The 19,810-nt window shown below is 45.1% G+C and carries 17 protein-coding genes; 5 read left to right on the plus strand and 12 right to left on the minus strand.

Features of this window, described 5'->3' with window-relative positions; all coding sequences use genetic code 11:
- Positions 1 to 56: 56 nt before the first annotated feature.
- The 3 genes from rfbB to A1359_RS02610 all read right to left on the minus strand — a co-directional run bounded on the left by rfbB (position 57) and on the right by A1359_RS02610 (position 3,563).
- A complete protein-coding gene (rfbB, locus tag A1359_RS02600; protein WP_066977574.1) occupies positions 57 to 1,127 on the minus strand; it encodes a dTDP-glucose 4,6-dehydratase in 1,071 nt (356 codons plus the stop codon).
- A 118-nt stretch (positions 1,128 to 1,245) separates the two neighbouring features.
- Entirely contained in the window at positions 1,246 to 1,929 is a 684-nt protein-coding gene (locus A1359_RS02605; RefSeq protein WP_066977577.1) for a sensor histidine kinase, read from the minus strand.
- Entirely contained in the window at positions 1,929 to 3,563 is a 1,635-nt protein-coding gene (locus tag A1359_RS02610) for a tetratricopeptide repeat-containing response regulator (RefSeq protein WP_066977580.1), read from the minus strand. Before A1359_RS02610 ends, A1359_RS02605 begins: the two co-directional genes overlap by 1 nt.
- Before the next feature lie 206 nt (positions 3,564 to 3,769).
- Here A1359_RS02610 and msrP point away from each other — a divergent pair, with 206 nt between their 5' ends.
- Positions 3,770 to 4,699 (plus strand): protein-methionine-sulfoxide reductase catalytic subunit MsrP, encoded by a 930-nt coding sequence (msrP, locus tag A1359_RS02615; protein WP_066977584.1) that lies wholly within the window; start codon positions 3,770 to 3,772, stop codon positions 4,697 to 4,699.
- Between the two features lie 3 nt (positions 4,700 to 4,702).
- Positions 4,703 to 5,299, plus strand: a complete 597-nt coding sequence (locus A1359_RS02620) for a protein-methionine-sulfoxide reductase heme-binding subunit MsrQ (protein WP_066977586.1) — start codon at positions 4,703 to 4,705, stop codon at positions 5,297 to 5,299.
- Positions 5,300 to 5,317: 18 nt separating this feature from the next.
- On the opposite strand, the gene A1359_RS02625 is transcribed toward A1359_RS02620, so the two are convergent.
- Both A1359_RS02625 and A1359_RS02630 read right to left on the minus strand, forming a co-directional pair.
- A complete protein-coding gene (locus tag A1359_RS02625; protein ID WP_066977590.1) occupies positions 5,318 to 5,782 on the minus strand; it encodes a GNAT family N-acetyltransferase in 465 nt (154 codons plus the stop codon).
- Positions 5,783 to 5,802: 20 nt separating this feature from the next.
- Positions 5,803 to 6,246: an NUDIX domain-containing protein gene (locus A1359_RS02630; protein WP_066977593.1), complete on the minus strand. Its 444-nt coding sequence runs from the start codon at positions 6,244 to 6,246 to the stop codon at positions 5,803 to 5,805.
- A 124-nt stretch (positions 6,247 to 6,370) separates the two neighbouring features.
- Here A1359_RS02630 and A1359_RS02635 point away from each other — a divergent pair, with 124 nt between their 5' ends.
- A complete protein-coding gene (locus A1359_RS02635) occupies positions 6,371 to 7,315 on the plus strand; it encodes a histone deacetylase family protein (RefSeq protein WP_066977596.1) in 945 nt (314 codons plus the stop codon).
- Positions 7,316 to 7,331: 16 nt separating this feature from the next.
- On the opposite strand, the gene A1359_RS02640 is transcribed toward A1359_RS02635, so the two are convergent.
- From A1359_RS02640 to cysM, 6 genes are all read right to left on the minus strand, one after another.
- A complete protein-coding gene (locus tag A1359_RS02640) occupies positions 7,332 to 7,832 on the minus strand; it encodes a cytochrome P460 family protein (RefSeq protein WP_066977599.1) in 501 nt (166 codons plus the stop codon).
- A 153-nt stretch (positions 7,833 to 7,985) separates the two neighbouring features.
- On the minus strand, positions 7,986 to 11,180 hold the full coding sequence (locus A1359_RS02645) for an EAL domain-containing protein (protein ID WP_083960461.1): 3,195 nt from the start codon (positions 11,178 to 11,180) through the stop codon (positions 7,986 to 7,988).
- Between the two features lie 119 nt (positions 11,181 to 11,299).
- A complete protein-coding gene (gene truA, locus A1359_RS02650) occupies positions 11,300 to 12,106 on the minus strand; it encodes a tRNA pseudouridine(38-40) synthase TruA (RefSeq protein WP_066977602.1) in 807 nt (268 codons plus the stop codon).
- Between the two features lie 9 nt (positions 12,107 to 12,115).
- A complete protein-coding gene (locus tag A1359_RS02655; protein WP_066977605.1) occupies positions 12,116 to 12,598 on the minus strand; it encodes a L,D-transpeptidase in 483 nt (160 codons plus the stop codon).
- Positions 12,595 to 13,920, minus strand: coding sequence for a 23S rRNA (uracil(1939)-C(5))-methyltransferase RlmD (gene rlmD, locus A1359_RS02660; RefSeq protein WP_066977608.1), 1,326 nt, complete (start codon positions 13,918 to 13,920; stop codon positions 12,595 to 12,597). Before rlmD ends, A1359_RS02655 begins: the two co-directional genes overlap by 4 nt.
- Before the next feature lie 123 nt (positions 13,921 to 14,043).
- Positions 14,044 to 14,934: a cysteine synthase CysM gene (gene cysM, locus A1359_RS02665; protein WP_066977610.1), complete on the minus strand. Its 891-nt coding sequence runs from the start codon at positions 14,932 to 14,934 to the stop codon at positions 14,044 to 14,046.
- Between the two features lie 136 nt (positions 14,935 to 15,070).
- Between cysM and ppk1 the strand changes: the two genes are divergently transcribed.
- Entirely contained in the window at positions 15,071 to 17,155 is a 2,085-nt protein-coding gene (gene ppk1, locus A1359_RS02670; protein ID WP_066977612.1) for a polyphosphate kinase 1, read from the plus strand.
- Between the two features lie 12 nt (positions 17,156 to 17,167).
- Positions 17,168 to 17,887, plus strand: coding sequence for a DNA polymerase III subunit epsilon (gene dnaQ / locus A1359_RS02675; RefSeq protein ID WP_157200440.1), 720 nt, complete (start codon positions 17,168 to 17,170; stop codon positions 17,885 to 17,887).
- Between the two features lie 13 nt (positions 17,888 to 17,900).
- Here the strand turns inward: dnaQ and rpoS are convergent, their stop codons facing one another.
- A complete protein-coding gene (gene rpoS / locus A1359_RS02680) occupies positions 17,901 to 18,884 on the minus strand; it encodes an RNA polymerase sigma factor RpoS (protein ID WP_456297535.1) in 984 nt (327 codons plus the stop codon).
- Positions 18,885 to 19,810: the final 926 nt, after the last annotated feature.

The following is a 19,810-nucleotide window of genomic DNA, read 5'->3' on the forward strand; positions in this document are numbered from 1 at the left end:
TCCCAACAAATTAGTCATAAGGACTAGGTTGGGCAAATTGTTTTCAAGCTGCTTTGTCATGCACTGCGTCCGGCGTAATTTTTATCTAGCCAGGTTTGATATTCACCCGATAACACGTTATTCACCCAGCTTTGATGATCCAGATACCACTGCACGGTTTTGCGGATACCGGTTTCAAACGTTTCAGCCGGCTTCCAGCCTAGTTCACGTTCCAGCTTGCTGGCATCGATGGCATAACGCCTGTCATGTCCTGGTCTATCAGTAACGTAAGTTATTTGTTCAACATAGGATTTGCCATCGGAGCGCGGGTTTAATTCATCCAGAATACTGCACAAGGTATTAACCACATCCAAATTCGCTTTTTCGTTCCAGCCACCGACATTATAAACCTCGCCTAATTGACCGGCTGCCAGCACTCGGCGTATGGCGCTGCAATGATCTTTCACATACAACCAATCGCGTATCTGTTGCCCATCACCATAAATCGGTAAATCTTTACCCAACAGTGCATTTTGTATACACAGTGGTATCAATTTCTCTGGGAAATGATACGGACCATAGTTATTGGAACAATTAGTGGTTAACACCGGCAAGCCATAGGTATGGTGATAGGCGCGCACTAAATGATCACTGGCCGCTTTGCTGGCTGAATAAGGGCTGTTGGGTTGATATTGATGCGTTTCCAGGAATGGCGGATCGGTTTTATCCAACGAACCATAAACCTCATCAGTAGAGACGTGCAAAAACCGAAAATTCTGCTGCTCTTGTGCTTCTAAACTATTCCAGTAGCAGCGGACGGCTTCTAATAATCTGAAACTGGCGACGATATTGGTTTGGATAAAATCTTCCGGACCATGAATTGAGCGATCCACATGCGACTCAGCGGCAAAATTAACCACTGCGCGAATTGCGTGTTGTTTCAAAAGATCCAGCATCACATCGTAATCACCAATATCGGCTTTAACGAATAAATGTCTATTATCATCTTTTAAAGTGGCCAGGTTTTCCAAGTTGCCGGCATAGGTCAGTTTATCGACATTCACCACCGGCTCATCGTTTTCCGCCAACCAATCCAACACAAAATTACTGCCGATAAATCCGGCGCCACCGGTTACTAAAATAGTCATATAGATTTGAATTTTTAAGGCTATGTCCGCGCCAGCGGACTGATTGAAAAATCTAAAAAAGGCATTTTAGCCTAGAAGCAGCTCCCTGTCTCTTAATGCGCCGGTCAATCCAGGACAATCATGGCAAATATAAACAAAAGCGGGCGCCACCGATTCGACTTTGATTATCGATTTTAACGAAGCCGGTTTTTTCGCGGTCTTTATGAAAACTGGCTATTGCAGCAACAAAATACAATCCTAAGCCGGTATTGCCATTTACCCAATTCAGATCTACCGGGTTACCTAAATCAGCATTTAACAAATTTACCGGGTAGCCCTGCCCGTCATCTTCAATGCAAAATTTGATATAACCGTCTGATTTGTTGGCTGAGATTATTACCGACTGCTGCGTATAACGCTGAGCATTATTTAAAATCGTACCCAACGCATTGCTAATATATTGATAATCGCAATAACACAATAAGTCTTCGCTACATTCAACCCGCACATGAACATTGCTCATTTGCAATAAGCTATCTTGCTGAGCACGGGCTTCGTTGATGACATCAATCGCCGCATATTCTTCCACCTGCAAATCAAATTTTTGATGACCTATTTTATACATCACCAGTAACTGCATCAAACTATGGTTTATACGATTCGCTTCAAACCCTAGTTGCCTAATTTCATCCAGTTGATCACTCGATTGCTTCAATGCCAGTTGTTGAATCAAGCCCAATAAGGTACCTAGAGAATTTTTAATATCGTGGACTGTAGAGGCTAATATCACTGGAAACAGCGTATCGTTGTTAAATTCTGCCATCACACTTTTGGCTCGGATACATGGTTACGCAGAAGATTGGAGAATTCCATTTGCAAAACACCCAACTTATGTCGATCGATATTTATTTGCCTGGCTTTTTTAAACAGCGCCTGCGCACGTAATAATTTTTCCTCATCAATGGCCGTGGCTTTTAAATCATGCATAATTATTTTTAGCATGTTGATAATAATGGTTTTATTATCCGGCATAACAGTCATTGCTTTGTCAAATAGCGCCAATGCTTCTTTAAACTTCCCTTGTTTATATAATTGAACACCTTTATTGTTAGTGGCTACCAATGCGCGTTTGGTAGTTTGTATCAAAACTTCAGAATGATTTTCCATGCCGATATCAGACTGCATACGCCTGACATCATTTAAAAATGCTTCATCATCAATATGTGTTTTGATTAAGCCATCCATAATAGCTTCAGCTTCGGCAGACTGATTTTGTAAATAACAACTACGGGCAATATCCAGCTGTAAATCTTTCGGCGTTTTGCTACCCAATTGCTTATGCAGCGACAAGGCTTTTTGTAGCGACAGTTTGGCCATTTCCTCATTACCACTGACATTATGCAGGTCTGATTCCAAAGTGGAGGCGCGCAATTCAGCTTCCGGATTATTAACATATTCCTGACGCATATCAGCCAGGGTTTTCAAAGCTGCTTCAGAATTGCTGGTTTTACTGTAAAGTTTGGCTAAGTTGGTGAAATCACTACAAGATTTATATACAGAATATTTACCCAGCGATACAGCGGCCTTGTAAGCTTTTTCCGCCACTTCGACATGACCATTTTTGTCGGCTGTGGTCGCCAGTTTTTTTTGGCGTAAAATACATTGCGGTGATAAATCGACCGCTTGATTCAATACATCCTCTACCTCCTGCAAGTTATCCTCAGCCTCATGCACTTTAGATAACCAGTCGTAACCTTCCAGAAACATAGGATATTCTCGCAGCAAGTCTTCAAATTCACTGGCAGCTTGATGCAAATCACCTTGTTGAAAATCGATAATCCCCAGCCCCAACCTAGCCCAAGGCAAATCACGTTCCTGCAATACGTCATAATAAACTTGTCGACCCGTATCAAAATCTCCCACCAAGATAGCCAATTCAGCTCGCATCTTTAATAAATGGGTTCGCATACGTTTATTGCCTTTTGTCAGCAGCTTTTCACACTGCTGAATGGCTTGCGATAAATTGCCACGCTCGATTTCCTTTTCAATATCTTGCATCAAGTCTTTACGCAGCAGATTCCTTTCCAGACGCACAAACAATTGCTGGGCATTAAAAGGTTTAGTCAGATATTCGTCCGGTTTGCTATCCATAGCACCTAACACCAAGCCTGCACTTTGTTCCGCAGCAATAATGATAAAAACACAGTTATATTCAATTAATTTACGAAAACGTACTTCCTCCAGAACTTGTTGACCATTTTTACCAGCACCCAAATTGTAGTCGCACAGCACGATGTCGAAATTGGTTTTGCTGATTGCATTGATAGCACTGACCCCATTGTCAGCTTCAACAATAGTATCGGCTTCCAAACTGTATAACATGTCTCGGATGGCTTTCCGCATGGCAGGATAATCTTCGACAATCAGAATGGATTTACCTGCCAGAATAGACTTCATAGGGTTATATGGGGTTAATTAACTAGATCAATTTTAGTACTAGCTGGTGTTTATGTGTTGAAACAACTAAAAATTCCCAGCCTGTCATGATTTCGAGACAGAGATAACCAACAGACCCTGGTTTTTTGGAACGAATCAATCGCTTTTGTATCAGAAAACCTGAATACTAAGCACAGGCACATAGGTCATCAAAAAGGTCGCATATCATGAAGACATCATACAGCTCCACTATACCTGCTTCAGAAATCACCCCCAAAACCTTATTTGAGCAACGCAGGCGCTTTATACAAATGGCAACCGGCGTATCGGCGGCATTATTGGCAAACCCATTACTGGCTAATGAGAAACTGACAGCCAGCGCCTCTTCGGCTTATGGATTAACCGATGAACTGACACCACTGAAAGACATCACCCGTTACAACAATTTTTATGAATTCGGTACTGATAAGGAATCCCCAGCCAAACGCGCCAGCAGTTTAATCACTCGGCCCTGGACTATCAGCGTTGAAGGTGAAGTAGAGAAACCCCAGACCTTTGACATCGATCAACTGCTAAAACTAGCCCCTATAGAAGAACGCATTTATCGGCTGCGCTGCGTTGAAGCTTGGTCTATGGTGGTACCTTGGTTAGGCTATCCGCTGGCAGAATTGATCAAACGAGTACAACCTACCTCTGCTGCTCACTATGTTGAATTTATCAGTTTGCACGACCCCGAACAAATGCCCGGCCAACGTAGCCCGGTATTGCAATGGCCTTACAAGGAAGGCTTACGCATCGACGAAGCCATGCATCCCTTAACATTGCTGACCTTTGGCTTGTACGGCGAATTACTACCCAAGCAGAATGGTGCGCCGGTACGGATGGTCATTCCCTGGAAATATGGTTTCAAAAGCGCCAAATCCATAGTCAAAATTCGCTTTGTCGAACAACAACCCGTATCCAGCTGGATGCAGGCTGGGCCGAATGAATACGGCTTTTATGCCAACGTCAATCCGGCTGTCGATCACCCGCGCTGGAGTCAGGCTAAAGAACGCCGCATCGGTGATTTTTTAAAGCGGCCTACGCTACCCTTCAACGGCTATGCAGATCAAGTGGCATCGCTATACAACGGCATGGATTTAACCAAAGACTTTTAAACTATGCGACAGCAATCAAAGCTTAACCGTGTCATGCCCTGGCTGAAAGTTGGGGTTTTTCTGCTGGCATTATTACCCTTTATCAAACTAATCTTAGGCTTTTATCAGGATGATTTAGGGGCTAACCCTATCGAAAAAATCACCCATACCACAGGTTTTTGGACTTTAAGCTTTTTGCTGATCACTCTAACAGCAACACCTTTGCGCTTGATCACCCATTGGTCTTGGCCGATACGCTTACGTCGCATGCTGGGTTTATTCGCTTTCTTTTACGCCTGCCTGCATTTTTTGACCTACTTAATTCTGGACCAGTTTTTCGACGCTGCAGCCATCATCGAAGACATCAGCAAAAGGCCTTATATTACTTTAGGCTTCACAGCTTTTGTATTGCTGACGCCTCTAGCCATCAGCTCCAATGATACTATCACCCGCAAAATCGGCAGCAAAAACTGGCGACGTTTGCATAGCTTGATCTATCCCATCGCCATCGTGGGTGTGATTCATTTTGCCTGGCTAGTCAAAAAAGACCTCAGCACACCGCTTATGTTTGCCGGTTTGTTATCGACTTTATTACTGATTCGGTTGTTTTATAGGCGTTGATAAGCTTACCTGGGCAGATTAGTCGTTTAATACCGCTTGCATAACCTTTACTGAGCAATCCCGATAGATCTCTTCCGCAATCGTCGTCCAGCCCAATGCCTGGTAAAAGCGTTCTTGATCAGGCGTAAACAAAAACAACTTGCCAACACCCACCTGCCTAGCCTGATGCATGGCGTGCTGGACCAACTTTGAACCGACGCCCTGACAACGAAATGTCGGCGCTACACAAACACTTGCTAACCACGGCGTCAATTCCGGTCGGCTATCCATATCGCAAGCCACAACCGCGGCAGAACCAATCAATTGCCCTCCCCGCTTACATATATACGTACTAGGCAACCATTCATCGCTCAGATAGGCCTGCATTTTCTGAATACGCTTTTCCAGGCTAGCTCCGGGATTCAAATGCGCCCATTCCTGATGGTGCCAAGCAGCCAGGATTGGAATATGCTGCGGTTCGTGCATTAGATCAATAATCGTCATAGCGTCATACGACCGAATAACTATGGATTAGGTCGCAGCGGTGTCAGCTGACCACTGACTTTAAAGGCTTTGTAGTCCGCTAATACTAAATCATGATCAAACGCCAGTGTCTCAGGCAGATTATCAAAGGTAAATAAGCCGCTATTCTTCGCATCATCGGCGGCCAATGGCATGCCGTGCGCTTGCCCAACATAAACAGCAGTAACCGTGTGATTGCGTGAATCACGCTTTGGATTGGAGTAAATCCCCAATAAGGCGATCAACTTGACATCCAGCCCGGTTTCTTCCTTGGCTTCACGAATAGCCGCCTGCTCGACCGTTTCACCCACATCGACAAACCCGCCCGGGATAGCCCAGCCATAAGGTGGAAAGGCGCGTTCAATCAATACAAAAGGGCGTTCTGGATAATCAATCAATTCGATCAACATATCGGCAGCAAGTAACGGTGTGACAGGTTTGCTCATAATAGATCTCGGAGTAATATTTTTAACGGTTGATTTTAGAAGGTAGTTTGTATTTAAACCAGTTACACTGCATTAAAAGTTTATATTTAAACATGCCTGTCGATTGTATTTTTGGAGGTGGTTTATGACAGTACTTTATTACACTGATGCGGATTTTCTGCATCATGACACTGGCCCCGGACATCCCGAGAGACCTGAGCGATTGCGAGCTATCGAGCAAGCACTTAGCGCTCCAAAATTCAACATCCTGCAACGCGTCGCGCCGCCGATTCCGACAGACATTGAAGACAAACTGGCACTCATTCATACCCACGCGATGATAAACCGGGTATTGACTGGCATACCTGAACACGGCCTGACGCATTTCGATGCCGATACCGTTGCCTCAGCCGGCTCAAAACAGGCGGCTTTGCGTGCAGTCGGCGCGTTGTGCGATGCAGTGGACAAAATCAGCAGCCGTAAAGCTGACAAAGCATTTTGCGCCGTGCGCCCACCCGGACATCATGCCATGCCGGGTTATCCTATGGGGTTTTGTTTGTTTAACAATATCGCCATTGGCGCTGAATATGCGCGTACTCGTTACGGATTGGAACGTATAGCCATTGTGGATTTCGATGTACATCACGGCAACGGTACCCAGGCAGCTTTTTATGAACAACCCCAGATGCTTTATGCCTCCAGTCACCAGTGGCCCTACTACCCAGGCAGTGGACATCCAACCGAAACCGGTGTCGGCAATATCATTAATGTACCTTTAAAGAGCGGCACCGATGGTGTCACATTCCGCGCAAAATATCAGGACATTATTTTGCCGGCAGTACGGCAATTTAACCCGCAACTGATTTTTATTTCGGCCGGTTTTGATGCGCATAAAGACGACCCCTTGGCCTCCTTGAGACTGGTGGAAGATGATTTTCGCTGGATCACGCAAGAACTGATGACGATTGCAGATGCCTGCTGCAACGGTCATATCATTTCAAGCTTGGAAGGCGGCTACGACCTGAAGGCATTGGCAAGCAGTGTTGCCGCGCACGTGGGTTGTCTAGCGGGGTTAGAGGGGGACGAATGACTCGCCCCCGACTGTTTTATTGCTGCATGACAGGCACGGTATAAACATAATCCGCATCTTTCATCGGCGTATGGCAAGCAAAACAAGTCGCTGATTTTTCCTTGTCATGCATTACCAGTTTAGCGTCTACCCATTGCCCAAAGCCCCAGCCGCCGGTTTCGGCAAATTTTTTGCTGTCTTTAATCATCGCTTCCGCACCGGCAAATTCACCGGGTATGATAGCTTGTGGCCAGTTGGGATCGATTTTTTCTTTCCAACCTACCTTGGCAATGATGGTGCCATCCGGCCAGGGTTTCATTTTCCCTTCACGAGCAGCTTTGATGGCAATATCATTACCCAGAATGCTACGCACCAATTTCTTATCCAGTCGGTGTGAAACGCTTAATGTCAGCCAATCTTTATATTCGCCGTGCTGCGGTTTAACCGGTTTATCAGCTGAGGTTTCTGCATGCAGAGTTGTTGTCAGCATAAAAGTAGCTGCAGCAAGCAAGCAGGCAGCGGTAGTGGTTTTTTTCATGATCAGTCTCCATAATCAGCGATCGAGGTTTTAAGTGAAGCACCTGGAATTCTAACCAGTTGAGCGCCGCTGCGCTAACTTTAAATTGACCCTATCGATATTGTTGTCCCTGATAACACGGATTACATCTAGCTATTGTGGATGCAGTTGAATTTAAAGTTCGGTAATTGTTATTTGGGATGATGGCGATTTATCATCGATCGATTCTGTTAATAATTGTTCCAATGTTGCCAGCGACATAGGCTTACCATAAAGATAGCCCTGATGTAGATTACAGCCGTTCAGGATAAGAAAATCTCGTTGATGTTCGGTTTCGACACCCTCGGCAATCACCTCAAGGTGCATTTTATTAGCCATGGCAATAATGGTTTGCACGATGATCCTATCATCGTCATTTCGCAAAATATCCTTAACAAAACTGCGATCAATTTTAAGTTGATCAATCGGGAGTTTTTTCAAATTAGCCAAGGATGAATAACCCGTACCAAAATCATCCATGGAAAACCGCACACCCAATTCCCGCAAGGCCCGAATCTTTTCAATCGCATCATCAATATTTTCCATCAACTGGCTTTCGGTTATTTCCAACTTCAGCCTATGCGGCCGAATGGCATAATGTTGAATGATGCAACTGACCCGTTCTACAAAATCAGCTTGCCGAAACTGGCGCAGACTGACATTAACCGCCAGTTGTAAATGTTCCATCTGCGGATGGCTTTCCCATGCCTTGATTTGCGCGCAAGCGCTATCTAGCACCCACTGTCCAATGGGGACAATCAAGCCATTTTCTTCGGCCAATGGAATAAAATCCAGTGGTTGCCGCAAGCCATGTTGCGGATGTTGCCAGCGTATTAAAGCTTCAACGCCAATAATAAGGCGATCAATGACTTGTGGTTGATAATAAAGCCTGAACTGATTGTCTATTAAAGCAAGCCGTAACTCCTGTTCCAAAAGTACTCGAGCAGCAATAACAGCCTGCATCTGTTGATCGTAAAAACGTAGCGTATTTCGACCCGCCGTTTTTGCTTCGTACATGGCGATGTCGGCATGTTTTAATAGTGCTTCCACCTCTTGTTCATGTCCATTAAACAGTGTGGCGCCGATACTGGGTGTGCTGTGATAAATCAGTTCGCCTAACAAATAAGGCTTATTTAGATGCATGAGAATCTTATTCCCAATCAACTCCACCAAAGCAGCAGAATCTAACTGATCTGCACTCAAGTCTGTCAACATGACGACAAATTCATCACCTCCCAAACGAGCCACTGTATCACCTTCTCGTATGCATGAAAGTAATCGCTCGGCCACCTGTTGTAGCAAGACATCTCCCTTGTCGTGACCGTAGTTATCATTCAAGGTTTTAAAATTATCCAGATCAATAAACAATAAAGCGCCATTTCTGCCATTACGCGCATTACAGGCCAAGGTAGGCGTCAGCCGATTTAACAATAATCGTCTGTTGGGTAGTTGGGTCAGCGGGTCATAAAAAGCCAGTCGTTCGATTTCTTCTGCGGAGGCTTTGCTCAGGGTAATATCGCGAAAAATAGCAACATAGTTGTTTATCTTGCCTTGATCATCTTTTACCGCAGAAATCGTCAGATATTCAGGATATATGTTGCCGTCTTTGCGTCGATTACAAATTTCACCTTCCCAGCTACCGGTATTGATCAAGCTGTTCCACATCGTTTGGTAAAAATCCGCATCATGACGCCCAGATTGCAGTACCCGTGGATTCTGGCCGATCACTTCTTCAGCGCTGTAGCCGGTAATTTTGCTGAAAGCCGGATTGACTTTAAGAATGTCACCTTTGGCATCGGTGATAGTGGTGCCTTCCATAGAGTTAAAAGCAACAGCCGCAATACGCAAGTCTTGCTCTATCTGTTTTTGCAGGCTTATATCGCGTATCACCGCCAACACAAGCTGCTTGCCACTCAATTCCATTGCGGTCAAGCGCGCATCTACCGGAAATACTCGCCCATCATCAAGGCGTTTGTGTAGCCATTCAAAACTGTGACTACCACGTGCCCTGCAAATATCTATCATTTGCGCGGCCAGTTCGTCTGAACGCGAACCAGCTGTTTGTTCGAATGGTGAAAGTTTGGCTGGCGAGTAATTACAAAACTCGCCGACGCTGCCGCAACCAAAAAGCGCCAGAGTGGCCTGATTACAGTTGATAAAACCGCTATCATCCAGCAGCATAACCGCGTCGCTGTTGGCTTCAAACAAAGTGCGAAATTCGGTTTCAGAATTTTGCAATGCCAAAGTATGATGTTTTAATTCAGTGACATCAACAAAAGACCACAGCGTAATATCTTCTTTCGAATTGAGCATCATGCCACTCAGGTCTATCCATACCCGATGACCGTTTTTATGCACGAATTCTAATTCTCGGTACAACACAACCCTATCTGCAATTTTGGCATAATCTTTACCGATAGCCAGATAGTCAGCCTGATGGGTATAAAACTGCCGGGTAGGCATATTGACCAGTTCTTGTTTACTGTAGCCAAACAGGTTAACGAAGGCAGGATTAGCCCAGATTATTTTCCTATCCTTGACGGTGGCAAATCCAACCAACTGATTTTCCAAAATCGCATTTTTCTCGTTAAGTAGTTGTTGTATCTTCAGCTGATTTTTAACGTTTTCAGTGATGATACGGGCAATGCCAAACAAGCCGATAATCTCGGCGTTTTCGTCTAATATTGGATATTTCCGGTTATCCACCCAACCTGTATTACCCAGATTATCCAGGGTTTCCTGAATTTCATGTGCCACCGGGATACCTGCAAACACCTGTTTTTCCAACCGGTAATACACATCGGCGTACGCCTCCGGAAACACATCGTAATCCGTTTGACCGAGTAAATCGCCCCAGTGTTCGGATGGGTCAGTGATTGAGACTAATGTTTGACTGGCACCGGTAAATACGTGATTCCGGTCTTTGAAATAAATGTAATCATCGGTGTTTTCCATCATGGCTTTGAAATCAGCCGACAAAACCCGTTCGCGCTGAGCCAGGCTTTTGGCATCCTGCAGTTGTAGAGTCAGAATAATGTCTGCGCTGTTTTGATCGGACTGTTTGCTGTAAATGACTTTCAGACAACAAATGCGACCATTCGCCTGTCTGATCCGAAGATTAAAAAACCCGTTAGCTGGAATGATGCTTTTAGCAAACAGCTGCTCGGCAATATCAAGATCATCGTTATGGATACGTTCTTGAAGGCTAAGCTTGCCGCTGAAAAAATCATCGGCCTTAAAGCCAAGCAAGCTTTCTATATTGCCGCTTATAGCGGAGACTCTGGCTTGATTCAATAAGATGCAGATTTTGGCTTCAAGCATTTCAGTCATTTATTAAGTTAGCCGCTGTCGCATGGATTTTGCACTTGATTCTACACTTACTTCAGAGTTTTCCAGCAGCTAAATCAAACTGCAAACTTTAATTCACCACACGTTAAGCCAGCAGTTGATTACCACTTAAAACGCCGGGTATCTTTAGGTAATTTATCAAACAGCGAATGCTTGGCAATGCCGTAACGTTCGGGGTAGAAAACCCCACCTAGATGCAGACCATGCGGGGCGGCTGTAACTGCAGCTTGCGCTCTATCCTTTATGCCAAGCAGCTCTGTTGTCCAGCTTACCGGCTGTTTCCCCATGCCGATATCCATCAACACACCGGCAATATTCCTCACCATGTGGTGCAAAAAGGCATTAGCACAAATATCAATAATGACACGATCATCTTGCCGATAGACATCGATAAAGTGCATAAACCGATTGGGACTTTTGGATTGGCAACCTTGAGCACGATAGGAAGAAAAATCATGCTCGCCTATCAAATTTTGCGCTGCGATATGCATTAAATCCGCATCCAGTGGCTGATAACACCAAGTGGCTTGGGTACGCAACAAGGCTGATTTCATGGTCCGATTTAAAATCACATAACGATAAAAGCGGGCAATGGCGCTATAACGAGCATGAAAATCATCCACCGCATACTGCACCCAGGTAATGCGAATATCATCCGGCAATTGACTATTGCCGCCGGTTAACCAGGCTTGCAGATCTCGTTTCACCTCACAATCAAAGTGCACCACTTGTTCCAGTGCGTGTACACCGGTATCGGTCCGCCCTGCGCAAAATACCGTAACCGGCTGATTGGCGATTTTGCTTAGTGCGGTTTGCAACTCGTTTTGCAGGGTTGCTATACCGACTTGCCATTGCCAGCCTGCATAAGCACTGCCGTCGTATTCTATGCCTAAAACAATCCGTGCCATGCTAATGTCCTATGCGTGTATCATGACTTTGCAACCCGGCTGGACCGCATCGAACAATTCAATGACATCAGCATTAGCCATCCGAATACAGCCATGCGATGCCGGCACACCACACATCAATTCATCCGGGCAGCCGTGTATATAAATATAGCGCCAGCAACTATCGACATTACCATAACGATTATGGCCAGGTTCCAGTCCACTCAACCAAAGTATGCGGCTGAGTATCCAGTCGCGAGCAGGTTGCTGAGCGGCAAGTTGCGAGGTATAAATTTCCCCGGTTTGGCGGCGGCCGATAAAAACACTGTTAATCGGGGCACCTGCGCCAATTTTGACGCGTATTCGATGCCAACCGGTGGGCGTGCATTCACTACCTTTTAATTGGCCAGGCCCATTTTTGGCAGTGGATATCGGATATCGTTTTATGACTTGCTCATCTTCAAACAAAATCAGCTGCTGGCTGGCGATACTCACATCCAGATGCAGGGTCATTTTTTAACGAATAAAGCAATTGACTCAACATGTGCGGTTTGTGGAAACATATCCATCACGCCGGCCTTTACCAATTTATATCCTAGTTCGTTGACTAAAATACCGGCATCCCGTGCCAAGGTAGAGGGGTTGCAGGATACATAGACTATGCGTTCCGGCTGCCAATGCTTAAAATTATGCAACACTTCCGAGGCACCGGCGCGAGATGGATCAAGCAATACCTTGCTGAATTTTTGTTTGCACCAGGGCGAATCTTTCAGGTCTTTAGTTAAATCAGCCACATGAAATTCGACATTTTCCAGCTTGTTCAAGCGAGCATTTTCACGAGCATGTTTCACCAACGGCAAATCGCCTTCTATACCCACCACATGTCCGGCTCGAGTTGCCAGCGCCAGAGTGAAATTACCCAATCCACAAAATAAATCCAGCACCCGGTCGTCTTTAGTCAATTCCAGCGCATCCAATGCCCTTGTGACCATTTTTTGATTGATGGTGTAATTAACCTGAGTAAACATGGCTGGACGGAAATTAAATTTCAAACCTTGTTCTGCTAGAGCATAACTCGGGATAACTTCGGGTTCGCCGTCCAGTGGCACGATAGTGTCTGGACCTTTGGGTTGCAGGCAAATACTGATGTTATGTTGGTGGGCAAACCCTCGCATGCGTTGTTTGTCCTCATCAGTAGGCGGCACCAGCACACGAAATGCCAACACAACCTCGGTATCACCAATAGCCACTTCGATTTGTGGGATTTTATCTTTAATGGTCAGTCCGGCAATCATGTCACCCAAAGCCAGCAGGTTTTCCCCAACCAGAGGATGCATGACTTTACAGCTGTCAATTTCAGCCAGAAATGGATTACGGCGTTCACGAAAACCCACTAGCACTTTGCCCTTTTTAGCTACCCATTTCACACCCATACGGGCTTTACGCCGATAGCCCCAATGCGGCCCCGTTAGCGCTTCCCAAACTTCTGGGATTTCGACTTTACCGATGCGGCGAAATTGCTCCTGCAGCAAATCTTCCTTGAAATGAATTTGCTCGCCATCGTCTACATGCTGGAAACTACAGCCGCCGCAAACCCCATAATGCGGACACTCGGGATCAGCTCTATGTTCAGCCCGAGTCAACAGATTCACCACTTTACCTTCAGCATAATCTCGCCGACTATCGGTATAGACAAATTCCAAGGTTTCGCCGGGTAAGGCTTCATCAATGAAAACGACTTTGCCATCAACATGGGTGACACCACGTCCATCGTGCGACAGTGATTCAATGGTGACAGTAACAGGGTCTTGCGGAAGTTTTTTCTTGTGGGCCATTTTATAGTGTGGTTGATGGTCAGCTGGCGACCAGGTTTCTTTAAAGTACTGCAATAGCGCTGATTGACAGCCATAAATCCGTCAGGGAACGCTAGGCGCGCCCTGAGCTGGAAAAATCTTCATTTAAGTTGGGAATATCCCGGTCGACAGATATCGATCGCCACGATCACAAATAATCGCCACGATAATCGCATTTTCCAGTTGTTGATTTAATTGCAAGGCGGCAAACACCGACCCACCGGAGGAAACGCCGGCAAAAATACCTTCTTCTGCCGCCAAGGCGCGCGTGGTGTTTTCGGCATCGGCCTGCTTGACATCAATAATTTGATCGACCCGTTGAGCATCATAAATTTTGGGCAAATATTCCTTTGGCCAACGCCGAATACCTGGAATTTTCGAATCACCTTCTGGTTGCACGCCGACTATTTGAATAGCGGGGTTTTGTTCTTTCAAATAGCGCGAAGTACCCATAATTGTGCCGGTGGTGCCCATGGCACTCACAAAATGAGTCACTTTGCCATCCGTGTCGCGCCAGATTTCCGGGCCTGTGCCTTCGTAATGCGCAAGTGGATTATCGGGATTAGCGAACTGATCCAGAATGCGGCCTTTGCCTGCGGCTTCCATACTGCGTGCCAGATCGATTGCGGCTTCCATACTGCCTTTGGCCGGGGTGAGGATAATCTCGGCACCATAGGCTTTCATTGAGGCTATGCGTTCGGCACTCATGTTATCAGGCATAATCAAAGTCATTTTGTAGCCCTTGATCGCGGCCGCCATCGCCAATGCGATGCCGGTATTGCCGCTAGTCGCTTCGATCAGGTTGTCGCCAGGTTTGATTTCGCCGCGCGCTTCAGCATGTTTGATCATACTCATGGCCGGCCTATCCTTTACCGAACCGGCCGGATTATTGCCTTCCAGTTTTACTAAAATGGTATTGCTGCTAGCAGACGGCAATCGCTGTAAACGCACTAAGGGTGTGTTGCCTACTTGGGACTCGATAGTTGAAAAAATCATGACGCTCGGCAGATGAATGAATAAGTGCAGATTATATCAAATCCACTCCAGCCAAAGCGCGCACACTAACGGTCACCATGCATAAAGCCAATTTGCTCTATAATTTACATTTTGCAACGCCCAGCAGACAGTCATTATGGATACCCACGAATTTAGTCCCCCAGCATTAAACAGCCCCGAACTTTATATCAATCGCGAAGCCAGTCTTTTAGAATTTAACATTCGGGTCTTGGCACAAGCGATGGATGAAAATCTACCGATGCTGGAACGGCTAAATTATTTGTGTATTTCTTGTTCAAATTTAGATGAATTTTACGAAGTACGGGTCGCCAGCTTACTGCAAATGGCAGAAATCGATGCCAGCGCCATCAGTACGGATGGATTGAGCATCCAGGAACAATTTGAAAGAATCTCCACCTCGGCACATGAATTAGTATCCGAACAATACCGGGTTTTGAACGAGATTTTAATTCCTTGCCTGGAAACGCAAAATATTCGCTTTATGCGGCGCGACAGTTGGAGCGAATCGCAAAAAGCCTGGCTGGAAAAATTCTTTAATGAAGAATTACTCCCCATTCTGACGCCGGTTGGTTTGGATTCGGCGCATCCTTTCCCGCGCATTCTGAATAAAAGTTTAAATTTCATTATTTCACTGACCGGTAAAGATGCTTTTGGTCGCAACAGCGGTCGGGCTATTTTGCAAGCACCCCGTGCCTTACCACGTATCATCCAGTTACCCACCAGTGAAACTGATAGCGGACCGCACGATTTTGTTTTTTTATCTTCGATTATTCATGCTTTTGTGTCGGACTTGTTCAATGGTATGACCGTTAAGGGCTGTTACCAATTTCGAGTCACGCGTAACAGCGATTTTTTTGTGGATGACGATGCCATTGACGATTTAATGATGGCTGTGGAAGGCGAGTTAGCCATGCGGAATTATGGTGACGAAGTGCGATTGGAACTTGACGCCAACTGCCCGGAAGAAACCGTAAGCTTTCTGCTTGCCCGCTTTGAACTGACCCGCGACCGCTTGTTCCTTGCCAATGGCCCGGTTAATCTGAGCCGGATTCAGGCCATCTATAACATGGTAGACCGCCCTGATCTGAAATTTCTACCTTTCAAACCCGGCTTGCCGAATGTATTAAAAAAGCATAAAGATATATTTGCCTGTATTAGGCGACAGGATATTTTGCTCCATCACCCGTACGAGTCATTTTCCCCGGTAGTGGACTTTATCCGCCAGGCCGCTTCAGATCCGGATGTTTTGGCCATTAAGCAAACGCTGTATCGTACGGGCGTTGACTCACCTATCGTGGCAGCCTTAATCAAAGCAGCCCGTGCGGGCAAGGAAGTCACTGTAGTGATTGAGCTGCGCGCCCGTTTCGACGAAAAAGATAATATTGGCTTAGCCGCTAAGCTACAAGAAGCGGCTGCCCATGTGGTGTATGGCGTGGTGGGTTACAAAACCCACGCTAAAATGTGTATGGTATTACGTAAAGAAGGCAACGGTTTCCGTAATTACGTCCATTTAGGCACCGGTAACTATCACCCGAAAACCGCTCGTTTGTATACCGATTACGGTTTGTTTACCTGCGAAAAAGAACTCAGTGAGGATGTCAGACGGGTGTTCATGCAATTAACCAGTCTCGGCAAAGTCAGCAAGCTTAACAAACTACTGCAATCGCCTTTTACCCTGCATCAGGGCTTGATAAGAATGATAGACAGGGAAATCGATCTCGCGCAAAAAGGTAAACCGGCCAAAATCATTATTAAAGTGAATGCCGTGGTCGAGGAACAGGCTATTCAATCGCTGTATCGAGCCTCACAAGCCGGGGTTGAGATAAAGCTGATAGTGCGTGGAATTTGCTGTCTGCGCCCTGGTGTGCCTGGTGTCTCTGAAAACATAGAAGTTCGCTCTATTGTCGGCAGATTTTTAGAACACACACGCATATACGCTTTCATGAATGGTGGTGATTGGGCAATTTATGCTTCCAGTGCCGATTTAATGAATCGCAATATGTTTCGACGCGTGGAGGTCTGTTTTCCGCTTGAAGATAAAAAAGTCAGTGGTCGTGTGTTGAACGATTTACATGCCAACCTGAATGATAATTCTCAAGCCTGGTTGCTGCAAAACAATGGTCAATATATAAGGACAAAGGCAGGTGATGAGCCGGTATTTCAAGTACAAACCGAATTGTTAAAAGCTTTTGCGCAGTAATCAGTTGCCATGATGAATAGCATTAAACAACAGCGGCAAGTGGTGTTAGATACCGAGACAACCGGCATCAATCCCAAGGAAGGCCATAAAATCATAGAAATTGGCTGTGTGGAGTTGATTAATCGGCGACTGACACAAAACCGGTTTCACGTTTATTTGAATCCTGATAGGGAAATCGACGCCGGCGCTATCGAGGTACATGGCATTACTAACGATTTTTTAGAGGACAAACCCCGCTTTGCCGATGTGGTGGAGGATTTTATGACCTTTACCCACGATGCCGAGTTGATTATTCATAACGCCCCGTTTGACGTCGGTTTTTTAAATCATGAACTGGCTTTGTTAGCTAAAAATCCCCGCACGATTGAAAGCAATAGTAGTGTATTCGACACATTGACGTTTGCCCGCAAAAAACACCCTGGCGCACGCAATAGTCTGGATGCTTTATGTAAACGGTATGGCATAGACAATAGTCACCGTGACTTGCATGGCGCGTTACTGGATGCCGAGATTCTGGCTGACGTTTATTTAATTATGACCGGCGGTCAAGCATCATTGCTGGATGTCGATGAACACGCAGAAGGCAGCCAGCAACAGACTATCGTCAGACTATCTGCCGACCGGCCTAAACTTAAAGTTATACGCTGCAGTGAAGAAGAACTATTGGCCCACCAGCAACGCCTACAGAAAATAGCTAAAGTAAGTGATGGCTGTGTTTGGTTACAGGATTGAATTTATTTCTAGTTCAATTAAAGATAGATTCAAACGAAAATCCGGTATCTTCCAGAATTTCTTTCAGACGCTTCAAGCCATCCATTTGGATTTGCCTAACACGTTCACGAGTCACCCCCAGCTCCAAGGCCACCTGCTCCAAGGTTGCGGTTTCAAAACCACACAAACCATAGCGACGACAAATCACTTCTCTTTGCTTATCAGCCAGTTGATATACCCAGTGAGTGACATTGGTATGAATCAGGTCATCCTGCAAAATCTCGGCGGGTGAGCGACTTTCTTCTTCAGTGATGGTTTCCAATAAAGGTTTGTCAAAATCTTTGCCATAAGAAACATCAACAGAAGTGACTCGCTCGTTCAGTTTGAGCATTTTATTGACAGTTTTAACCGGCTTGTCTAAATGTTTGGCAATATCATCAGGCGTTGGTTCATGGTCGAGCTGCTGCGCCAAGTTGCGTTGAGCTTTTAAGTAGATATTCATTTCCTTGACAATGTGAATTGGCAAGCGAATAGTGCGGGTTTGATTCATGATAGCCCGCTCGATAGTCTGTCTGATCCACCAGGTTGCATAGGTGGAAAACCTAAATCCTCGCTCAGGATCAAATTTTTCTACGGCCCGAATTAAACCTAGATTCCCCTCTTCTATCAAATCCAACAACGGCAGACCACGATTTAAATAGCGCCGCGAGATTTTTACCACCAAGCGCAAATTACTTTCAATCATAATTTTTCGAGCTTCCGGATCACCTGCCAAAGCGCGTTTACCGTAAACTTTTTCCTCATCAGCGGTCAGCAGCACCGATTTACTGAGTTCATTCAGATAGGCGCGGGTAGCATCGAAGCTGCTTTCGGTTTGAAGCTCAATATCAACTTCAGCCGATTTTAAATTTTCCGCAGAATCCTCATCAGTTTCGTCATTATCTTCATCTTCGTCAAAAGATATGATGTCGGGAATATCCATATCCAGCTCTTTTGTTAGTTCCATAGTGTCTTCCATCATAATTCTTCTCCAGGTTTGAGGCTTTTTTTAGTCGTTGGCTTTCATTGCTGGCAAAATTTTTCCGGTATCTCCGGGTTACACTCTCAATAGCAAAACGTATTAATTAATACTAACTTCAACCATCGCCAGACTTAATCTCACAATCAAAATTATCAGCCTTAAATTTGATTACTGGGATTTTATGTTTAAAAAACAACTCAGTAGTATTTAAACAACAAAACTCTGGCTTTATACCGGGTTTTTAGCATAACGCCTTTTCTCGGCGAGTGCCAGTATAACTTTAAATTAAAAGTGTTATCAATTGATTTTGTTGCAATTTATTTTTGACTCCATCACATAATTGAACTTTTTTATTCGTAGCTAAAATACAACAAAAACACCTTAAGCATTTGTTTTAATGAATGAAACAAGTTGATTTAAACAATAAATATTAAGGATTGCACGATTGTTTACTAGAGGAGAAAGGTTGGGTATTGAGCTTTAGTGAAGGTTTAAATATCAGGATAAACATCAAAAAAACACTTTTTGCACACCCACCAACGTTTGCTGGGTGTTGAGCAGCAGTTCGATCCCAAGGACTTAGAATACAGCTTCTTAATAGCTGCGGAGGTCAGATCGGTTTTTATCGCCAATAATAAGGATACGATGCACATCTGAAGCAAAGTAAAATCATACGATGACTGAAAATTTTCTGAGCATAACAAGCCCACCTAAAGCGGGCTTCGTCCGGTATTATTTTTATATTTAATGGACGGCTACCATCAAAGACAGCAAGTGAATAGTTTGCCCTTTTATTATTGTGGTACCGTTTACACGGTCGCTTCCTCGCCATCTAGCCAGTCGTATTCAACCCAATCAAGCTGAATGCATTGTAGTGATCTAAATCAGCTTTGCCTAACAAAAGTAAGGAATATGCATGGAAT

It is taken from the genome of Methylomonas lenta, from assembly GCF_001644015.1.
Lineage (GTDB): Bacteria > Pseudomonadota > Gammaproteobacteria > Methylococcales > Methylomonadaceae > Methylomonas > Methylomonas lenta.

What these genes read in the sequence shown, in the direction of transcription:
- rfbB (WP_066977574.1), bottom strand. Translation starts at nt 1,127, where the DNA reads ATGACTATTTTAGTAACCGGTGGCGCCGGATTTATCGGCAGTAATTTT.
- A1359_RS02605 (WP_066977577.1), bottom strand. Translation starts at nt 1,929, where the DNA reads ATGGCAGAATTTAACAACGATACGCTGTTTCCAGTGATATTAGCCTCT.
- A1359_RS02610 (WP_066977580.1), bottom strand. Translation starts at nt 3,563, where the DNA reads ATGAAGTCTATTCTGGCAGGTAAATCCATTCTGATTGTCGAAGATTAT.
- msrP (WP_066977584.1), top strand. Translation starts at nt 3,770, where the DNA reads ATGAAGACATCATACAGCTCCACTATACCTGCTTCAGAAATCACCCCC.
- A1359_RS02620 (WP_066977586.1), top strand. Translation starts at nt 4,703, where the DNA reads ATGCGACAGCAATCAAAGCTTAACCGTGTCATGCCCTGGCTGAAAGTT.
- A1359_RS02625 (WP_066977590.1), bottom strand. Translation starts at nt 5,782, where the DNA reads ATGACGATTATTGATCTAATGCACGAACCGCAGCATATTCCAATCCTG.
- A1359_RS02630 (WP_066977593.1), bottom strand. Translation starts at nt 6,246, where the DNA reads ATGAGCAAACCTGTCACACCGTTACTTGCTGCCGATATGTTGATCGAA.
- A1359_RS02635 (WP_066977596.1), top strand. Translation starts at nt 6,371, where the DNA reads ATGACAGTACTTTATTACACTGATGCGGATTTTCTGCATCATGACACT.
- A1359_RS02640 (WP_066977599.1), bottom strand. Translation starts at nt 7,832, where the DNA reads ATGAAAAAAACCACTACCGCTGCCTGCTTGCTTGCTGCAGCTACTTTT.
- A1359_RS02645 (WP_083960461.1), bottom strand. Translation starts at nt 11,180, where the DNA reads ATGACTGAAATGCTTGAAGCCAAAATCTGCATCTTATTGAATCAAGCC.
- truA (WP_066977602.1), bottom strand. Translation starts at nt 12,106, where the DNA reads ATGGCACGGATTGTTTTAGGCATAGAATACGACGGCAGTGCTTATGCA.
- A1359_RS02655 (WP_066977605.1), bottom strand. Translation starts at nt 12,598, where the DNA reads ATGACCCTGCATCTGGATGTGAGTATCGCCAGCCAGCAGCTGATTTTG.
- rlmD (WP_066977608.1), bottom strand. Translation starts at nt 13,920, where the DNA reads ATGGCCCACAAGAAAAAACTTCCGCAAGACCCTGTTACTGTCACCATT.
- cysM (WP_066977610.1), bottom strand. Translation starts at nt 14,934, where the DNA reads ATGATTTTTTCAACTATCGAGTCCCAAGTAGGCAACACACCCTTAGTG.
- ppk1 (WP_066977612.1), top strand. Translation starts at nt 15,071, where the DNA reads ATGGATACCCACGAATTTAGTCCCCCAGCATTAAACAGCCCCGAACTT.
- dnaQ (WP_157200440.1), top strand. Translation starts at nt 17,168, where the DNA reads ATGAATAGCATTAAACAACAGCGGCAAGTGGTGTTAGATACCGAGACA.
- rpoS (WP_456297535.1), bottom strand. Translation starts at nt 18,884, where the DNA reads ATGGAAGACACTATGGAACTAACAAAAGAGCTGGATATGGATATTCCC.